Source organism: Limnohabitans sp. (genome assembly GCF_031539175.1).
In the GTDB taxonomy this organism is placed as follows: Bacteria; Pseudomonadota; Gammaproteobacteria; order Burkholderiales; family Burkholderiaceae_C; genus Limnohabitans.
The window spans coordinates 1-6,860 of the sequence record NZ_JAVKLQ010000037.1; the positions used below are offsets into that span (position 1 = coordinate 1).

The window sequence follows — 6,860 nt, forward strand, 5'->3', positions numbered from 1 at the left end:
GGTATCGTTCTTCTCGGCTGAGGTGCTTGTACATTGGGCAATTTCGATTTGGCGGTTAAAGCGGCCATGATGCTCTCGCATCCTCAGCCACCTATAACCAGTTCATCTTTGTTGCACTTCGTCCTTGAATCCGCCATTCAAATAGTGCGCAGAAAAATGCGAGTACGGCACAAGCTCGTTTATGGGGATGGCCAATCACGCGCAGCGTGAACTTCCCACAGAGTAGGCACGAACCAAAAACTGCTGTTACGGAGTAAATGATGAGCAGAGAAGAAATCACCAAAATTTCAACAAATGGATTGAGGTACAAATCCAAACAAGGTGGTTCACCGTTTGGTGGATCTGCCAATATTTCCACTATGAGCTGCTACAAATGTGGCCAGCACAAGCAACGTGCACTTGGTTCATTCAAGCGTTTGATTGGACAAAGTATGTTTATTTGCGCAGAATGCGCTCCAATCACAAAAACTTGAAAGCTTTGAATGACAACGTTTGCCTATCAGTTGAAAAATGAAATTGCACGCATAGCTCGCAAAGAGGCTCGCACAGATTCAAAACAAGTTAAGAAATCTTCGGCGCAATATCGCTCCGAAATTGCATCACTTAAACGCCGAATTTCTGCGCTTGAAACGTCTGTTGAAACAAAAACCGAAGACTGTGGTTAGCAACGAACCGGCTGAAAAACAGTCACTGCGTTTTAGAGCTGGTGGTTTCGCTACATTGCGCAAAAAATTAGATTTGACTGCGGCAGATATGGGCAAGCTCGTGGGTGTATCTGCTCAATCGGTATACCACTGGGAGCAAGAGAAATCCCGCCCTCGATCAAGTCAATTGCCTGCAATCGCCGCTGTACGCAAACTAACAAAAAAGCAAGCGCATCAAGCCTTAAGTGACTAACTGCTGATTGGAAAAAAAATTGAAAACCAATGAACAATACTGCTGGGAACTGGTAAACGGAAAATTAGTATCTGTGAAAGATCCAATTCCCACAGACACTAGCGATACCGATAGCGATTTCTATGCGCTCCTAGCCACTGCTGGCTATTTGTCAGAAATTTCTAGTGAAATTGAACGGACACCCTCAAATGCCGCAATTGTGATCTATAAAAACGATAAACCTGAAAATGGCAATCCACTCTTTTACATTGATGTGCTGGGATATCGCACTGGAATAGCTTCATTAATCGCAAGGGACTTCGCACAGCTCGCTGAAACTTTAAATTCTCTTGCTGGATTGCTGTCGCTTATTCAAATGGATCAAGCCAGTGTCATAGCTCGTGAATGATGCGTTGTCAGCAAATTTCAAATACGCGCTTAGAAAAGTCATTGACCACACGCTCTAGCCCAGTGTTTACCCACACTGGGGCTGATTTAACTCGCGGCACCATCAGACTTTTCAAAGTCTTGTTGGCTTGTCTGCCATAGCTATACCGATAGCGATTCGCTCGAATGCAAGCACAGTAGTAGAGCTTCTGGCTGTCAGTCATCTCAACAAGCGGAGTTAAGTAAAAAAGATCACGCCCCGAGTAGTAAGGCTCCGGCTGCAAAAAAGCAGCCAAGACAGAACCACCGCCTGCAACTGAAATGGTTCCAGCTGGGTTAGGCGTGACTCCTTCAATTTTCTCAACACGCGCTGTGACACCATTGTTACGATCAGAGCGACCTACAAATGGTAGGCCTGTCAAACTCAACACCATACGATTGAGTTCAAGATTGACGCCATAGGTAATATCGAACAATTCAGACAGTGCAATAAGTTTCATGATTCATCATCCAAGGTTGATGCGTTTTGATCAACGCCGATGAGCCGATACACAACATAGTCTTTTGCAGTTTGCTCAAAAGCGGCTCGATCAATCTTTCTGTAGTCCGTCTCCATGTAGGCCTCAGCACACCACTCATCATCCGCTGTCACGTATTGAAGAACGCTCTCACCAGCGTGGACCTCCTTGTTGCGATAAGACTCAACCCAGTGATCTCTAATTTGTGGCCACGCCTCATTGAGGTCACATCGACCTCTGTGTTTTGTTTTAACAAAACCGTCTGTTTTCCAAAAACCAAACCAAGTCTTACGAGCTTCAGTGGCGTGTGGGTGATGTGCCGTAAAAATCATGATGCAGGTCACAACACCAACTGGGTAGAACAACTCACCAGGCATGGAAACAACAGCCTCTAAAGTGTGTGAGGAAAGCAGCTCTGCACGTAGAGTGGATGCTGAAATTGCACATGACATTGGCACGATGGCAATGCCTGTTCCTCCGACCTGCAGACAATCAAGCATGTGAGATACGAATTTAAGCTCATGAAAATCGCTATCGCTTTGGCTGTATGGCGGATTAATCATTCCCACGTCACAACCATGCTGTTTTAAAGCCGAGGCGATTGCAGAATCAAAGCAACTTCCTTGATACAAGTTCGCCTTGCCATCACCTCGCAGAATCATGTTTGATGCTGCGAGTGCAAACATATTGGGTTGCTGCTCAACACCAACCAATCCATGTTGACGTATCTGTGCCTTTTCTTTTTCGGTTCTTGCAGCCTTGAACATTCGGTGCATGGCTGCAATCAAAAATCCACCTGTGCCTGCGCATAGATCTAAGACCTTGCTTGTCTTCTTGACATTCGCAAGCAAGGCGAACAGCTCGGTAATGTGTCGAGGTGTGAGTACGATACCGAGAGCTTTTTTGTCTCCACCTGTGTATTTGAGAAACTCGCCATAGAACTGACCGACCACATCGAAGTCGTGATAGACACTGATGAATGGCCAAACTTTTGCATTGAGCTGATCAATCAGCTCATGCAAAACCCCTTTAGGGTATGCCTTGGTTGCTTTTCCAAGCTCGGGATGGACCGCGATGCTTGAATAAGGCTGAGTCATGTTGTCTTTTTTGGCCAACGGAATGTCGGCATGTTTTATCTCATCATGAATGACGCGCATCCACTCTTTTTGGATTTGTGCTGGGGTATACAGCCCATATGAAGCAGCAAAAGCGGGATTGCGCAAGGCAATCAAAGTGCCACTAACAAGTAGCGGCTTTTCACTCTCAGTCAATTTGGCGTGATCACGCATGAACTCATGCAACTCACTTGCAAAATCCATCAACTCATCGAAGCGAAGTTTTTGAACCGTAGGGTCAAATGTGGCGTGCTCAACGTAATCAAGCCACGGAATGAAGTCGCCCAGAGCGGCCCCATCCTTTGCTTTTAGCTCTTTGGGCTTATGCCCCCCTTTGGGCCACAGATACGTGGATATGCGCGCTGATTTCGCCGTTTCACCGCTAACGCCTATTGAAATGACGTTGAACTCTCGCGATAAAGCCTGTGCATAGTGCAATGCGCCATCTACTGCGTAGCGTTGAATTCGTTTGAATTTAACTTCACTGACTTCTGTATCGAGCGCCCCTTTGCACATGACAGCAACGCGATCGCTGACATGATCTGTAATGGAAGCCTTGCACTCGACAATGACTAAGAAATCGGGCGATGTGGGCGAGCTGATGATGAACTCAGGAGCACCATTTCCACCACCACCTGTTTTACTGGCAGATTTGAGTAATCGCTTAACGGCCTCAATGTTGCTCTTTTGTTCTTCGACTTGAACATCAGATTGAGGATCGCGATAGCCTTGCTTTGCTAGAGCATCACGTACTACGTTTTCGGTTTTACGCTCGTTGCGCTGCTTGGCTTGGCTTGGCTTGGCTTGGCTTGGCTTGGCAGTCATTTTTTCCGTCATCTTCTTGATGTCAAGTTATTTCTTCGGTTTTGCAAAATTTTGATGCCAAAACACAACAAACATTTAATTGGCGCAAACCTGTTCACCCGTTGACTCACGCTTAAAACAATTCAAAAGAGTTTTGTTCTCTTGTCCATTGAGTTTAGGTGCAGCAGGGAAATAACGCTCTTTTATCTGTTTATCCCACTCCTGCCCTTGCGCCTGTCCGCGCTTGATGCATTCCTGTATCGCCGCGTGATCTAACAAAGAATCACAACGCTTAGACTCTAACGGAAAAGCTTGCGACATTTGGGTGTGTCCGAGCTGGGGGCCTTGCAACATTAAAATTAAAGCAAACTTGAATACGTATCGCATATTAGAAACCATCATTTGGCTAACTCCAGATGGACACGAATTGCATCTTCAACCTCGCCCCACAACACTTCACCGCGCTTCATTATTTATGTCCTTAGCTAAAGCGTTGCACCACTCTTACGAAAAAAGCTCAGAATGTGTACCGCTACGCACAAACACAATCAAGCCAGTCTTACCCGAATCATCAACTCTGTAGATCAGCAGGAAATCGCCACCTATATGACACTCACGATGCCCCGCCCATTCACCTGTCAAAGAATGATCTAACCATTCTGGGGGTAGCGGTCCATCGTTCGCAATCAGAAGCAGCATGGCCTCTTTTAGCCCATTCATGTCGTAACGACCGGAATGAGACAGGCGCTGCCAGTCCTTCTGAAATTGTCTGGTGTAGTCCGAAGCCCGAGGTAGGCTAGCCCTCTTACTTGCGGCTGGCTTCTTCGATACCATTTAACAACGCATCAGCAGTTGCAAACCGAGCACGGCGGCTCTGAACAATTCGATCAGCCTCAGCGATTGCTGTACGACTGGTTTCGTTAGGCGCTTTGAGCGTGAATGGCAGCTCCTTGTCTGCAACGATACGGGTCAGAAAAACCCGAACAGCGTCTGAAACAGTCAAACCCATAGAGCTAAGAGTTTCAGCCGCCTGCGCTTTGATTTTTTCGTCCACACGAACGTGAACCATTGTGGTGGTTGCAGCCATGATGGCCTCCTGCTTTATTGATTGAGATGCATTGTATCTCAATTTATTTGCTTGAACAGATTTTTACATGCGCACACCAATTCAAATGCGAAATTAATCATACGTTTGCATGATTATCAAATCATAATTAAGATTATGCTTTGACAATGAACTCATTCATTCCAGCGATTCTTCGTCGATTTCGCAATTTAAAGCATCTCACACTGGTCGATGTATCGGCCATCGCAGGGATGTCACCTCAGCATCTCTCAGAAATCGAAAGCAGCAAGCGCGACCCGAGGCTATCTTCCATCGAACGAATCGCGGATGCCATGGAACTAACGCTCGTGCTTGTTCCTGAGCACCTAGCGCCCGACGTTCGTCGCTATGTAGCCTCTCAGGGGAGAATTTTCTCAATTTCATCGAGCATGAGCACGTCAACAACCGAGTCCACCAAATGAATTACACATTGAACTTTTACATCCGTGAGGATGTTTCTGGTGAAAACAACAAGCCGCTTGCTCAGCACGGGGTGTTTTCACGAGATTGGGATCATGAAGAAGTTCTCGATCGACTCGCTGACCGACTCGACACTGGTGACATTAACCAAAAGCAAGCGTTGTTGCTAGCACGCAATCTCGTTCCCCAACATGTGGCCAGCTTAGAGCTTCAAAATTTTATGGCTCAACGACTCTGGGCTTTAGAAATGCGAGATGAAGCAACGGAACTTTGGGCTAAAGCGTATGAACAGGCGGCAGCACTTATTCCGAAGAACTTCAATGGCCAAATAAGCTGGCTCAACATTGACAACCGTACTTTTTTGCGTGTTGCCCATGGCTATCTTCTGGGACTGATGCACCAAGGAAACGGCAAAGCTGCTAAGGCCTTTGCAAAAAAAATGCTTGCTTGGTCCCCATCGGACAACCTTGGTGTGCGCATGCTGCTGGGCGACATTAATTTATTAAATGGCAACACAAAGACTGCCATGAAAAGTTTTTTGAAAGAAGCAGCTCACTCACCTGCTCATTGGTATCAAGCTGGACAAATTGCGTTCAAAAACCATGACTACATTGCCGCCTGCACCTACATCCGACGAGGAATAGCAGCCAATCCGTACATAGCTGAAGGACTGACAGGTAGAACTAATTTAGATGAACATTTGTATTGGCATGGGAGTAATCGCAATGGTCCAGAGTGGGCTGCGAATTATCTAAACGCACCAATTTGCGTTTGGGAGCAAGAAGAAACTGATTTTGTAGATTGGGTTTTCAACTCTTCTCATGTACTCAAGGAGCGTGCGGACCTAGCTATTCAACATGAAGGCTTAACCTATGAACGCGATCCCAAACTTAGAGATCCCTATGCCTTTAAAAGTTCGTTTTTTCTAGAAACCATCACAGATGAACTATCCGAAATCATGGTTAGAAAAATCACAAACCAGTTTGGTCTTTCCATTTGGCCATGGGACCGCGCTGGTTTTCTCAGAAGTTAATCGGGGTTCTAAGTCGGAACCGACGACAGTGGTCGGCCACTAATTCTGTCATTTATTCATGGGCAACTTTGCTACCCGTATCAACACTGGTGCTTGAGTCGATTGTTCATCGTGTGGCTGCTCCGTTAAATGGATGCATCCTTGTATAGATTTAACTTGGTACGTACGCCCTAAACGTTTATTTATCGCCTTGGCATTATTTTTTTCACGAAGCTGCGCATGGAACTGCTCTGCTCCATCGGGCATTTCGATCACAGATCCGTCGCTTCTCACCACTAGGATAGCCATTGTTTTTCCAACGCATTAGTAATGCATACAGAATCGGTCAACCAGCTATAAATACGAGTCTCTATGCGCTGTAAAACGGTAAATTGTTCCCGCAAAACCTTCTAGCAGTGAAACAAGTTTTTTCGCTAAAAAACATCATTTTTCCAAATTATTTAGAATATTTAGATTTCTTTATAGGCGGATTCAAGGACGAAGTGCAACAAAGATGAACTGGTTATAGGTGGCTGAGGATGCGAGAGCATCATGGCCGCTTTAACCGCCAAATCGAAATTGCCCAATGTACAAGCACCTCAGCCGAGAAGAACGATACCAAA

Annotated in this window: 9 protein-coding genes; 4 read left to right on the plus strand and 5 right to left on the minus strand. The window is 45.9% G+C overall.

Translation table 11 applies throughout. The features are described 5' to 3' along the window. The first annotated feature begins 624 nt into the window (after positions 1-624). The gene (locus tag RMS95_RS07205; RefSeq protein WP_310644875.1) at positions 625-897 is read left to right on the plus strand and encodes a helix-turn-helix domain-containing protein; all 273 of its coding nucleotides are present in this window, start codon (positions 625-627) and stop codon (positions 895-897) included. Positions 898-916: 19 nt separating this feature from the next. Further along, positions 917-1,285, plus strand: a complete 369-nt coding sequence (locus RMS95_RS07210) for a hypothetical protein (RefSeq protein ID WP_310615350.1) — start codon at positions 917-919, stop codon at positions 1,283-1,285. A gap of 7 nt (positions 1,286-1,292) precedes the next feature. Here RMS95_RS07210 and RMS95_RS07215 read toward each other — a convergent pair whose 3' ends face one another. The 5 genes from RMS95_RS07215 to RMS95_RS07235 form a co-directional block, all read right to left on the minus strand. Beyond that, complete coding sequence (locus RMS95_RS07215; protein WP_310615351.1) at positions 1,293-1,763, minus strand: hypothetical protein; 471 nt, start codon at positions 1,761-1,763, stop codon at positions 1,293-1,295. Then, positions 1,760-3,721 carry an N-6 DNA methylase gene (locus RMS95_RS07220; RefSeq protein ID WP_310644876.1) on the minus strand — a complete coding sequence of 654 codons (1,962 nt, stop codon included), beginning with the start codon at positions 3,719-3,721 and terminating at the stop codon, positions 1,760-1,762. The genes RMS95_RS07215 and RMS95_RS07220 overlap by 4 nt, the downstream gene beginning before the upstream one ends. Before the next feature lie 75 nt (positions 3,722-3,796). Then, positions 3,797-4,102 carry a hypothetical protein gene (locus RMS95_RS07225; RefSeq protein WP_310644878.1) on the minus strand — a complete coding sequence of 102 codons (306 nt, stop codon included), beginning with the start codon at positions 4,100-4,102 and terminating at the stop codon, positions 3,797-3,799. Positions 4,103-4,204: 102 nt separating this feature from the next. Beyond that, positions 4,205-4,534 carry a type II toxin-antitoxin system YafQ family toxin gene (locus RMS95_RS07230; RefSeq protein WP_310644880.1) on the minus strand — a complete coding sequence of 110 codons (330 nt, stop codon included), beginning with the start codon at positions 4,532-4,534 and terminating at the stop codon, positions 4,205-4,207. Further along, positions 4,506-4,787, minus strand: coding sequence for a type II toxin-antitoxin system RelB/DinJ family antitoxin (locus RMS95_RS07235; RefSeq protein WP_310644881.1), 282 nt, complete (start codon positions 4,785-4,787; stop codon positions 4,506-4,508). Before RMS95_RS07235 ends, RMS95_RS07230 begins: the two co-directional genes overlap by 29 nt. Before the next feature lie 146 nt (positions 4,788-4,933). Between RMS95_RS07235 and RMS95_RS07240 the strand changes: the two genes are divergently transcribed. Together RMS95_RS07240 and RMS95_RS07245 are read left to right on the plus strand one after the other, a co-directional pair. Further along, entirely contained in the window at positions 4,934-5,227 is a 294-nt protein-coding gene (locus tag RMS95_RS07240) for a helix-turn-helix transcriptional regulator (RefSeq protein WP_310644883.1), read from the plus strand. Then, positions 5,224-6,258 carry a hypothetical protein gene (locus tag RMS95_RS07245; protein WP_310644885.1) on the plus strand — a complete coding sequence of 345 codons (1,035 nt, stop codon included), beginning with the start codon at positions 5,224-5,226 and terminating at the stop codon, positions 6,256-6,258. Before RMS95_RS07240 ends, RMS95_RS07245 begins: the two co-directional genes overlap by 4 nt. Positions 6,259-6,860 lie beyond the last annotated feature (602 nt).

What these genes read in the sequence shown, in the direction of transcription:
- RMS95_RS07215 (WP_310615351.1), bottom strand. Translation starts at nt 1,763, where the DNA reads ATGAAACTTATTGCACTGTCTGAATTGTTCGATATTACCTATGGCGTC.
- RMS95_RS07220 (WP_310644876.1), bottom strand. Translation starts at nt 3,721, where the DNA reads ATGACTGCCAAGCCAAGCCAAGCCAAGCCAAGCCAAGCCAAGCAGCGC.
- RMS95_RS07225 (WP_310644878.1), bottom strand. Translation starts at nt 4,102, where the DNA reads ATGATGGTTTCTAATATGCGATACGTATTCAAGTTTGCTTTAATTTTA.
- RMS95_RS07230 (WP_310644880.1), bottom strand. Translation starts at nt 4,534, where the DNA reads ATGGTATCGAAGAAGCCAGCCGCAAGTAAGAGGGCTAGCCTACCTCGG.
- RMS95_RS07235 (WP_310644881.1), bottom strand. Translation starts at nt 4,787, where the DNA reads ATGGCTGCAACCACCACAATGGTTCACGTTCGTGTGGACGAAAAAATC.
- RMS95_RS07240 (WP_310644883.1), top strand. Translation starts at nt 4,934, where the DNA reads ATGAACTCATTCATTCCAGCGATTCTTCGTCGATTTCGCAATTTAAAG.
- RMS95_RS07245 (WP_310644885.1), top strand. Translation starts at nt 5,224, where the DNA reads ATGAATTACACATTGAACTTTTACATCCGTGAGGATGTTTCTGGTGAA.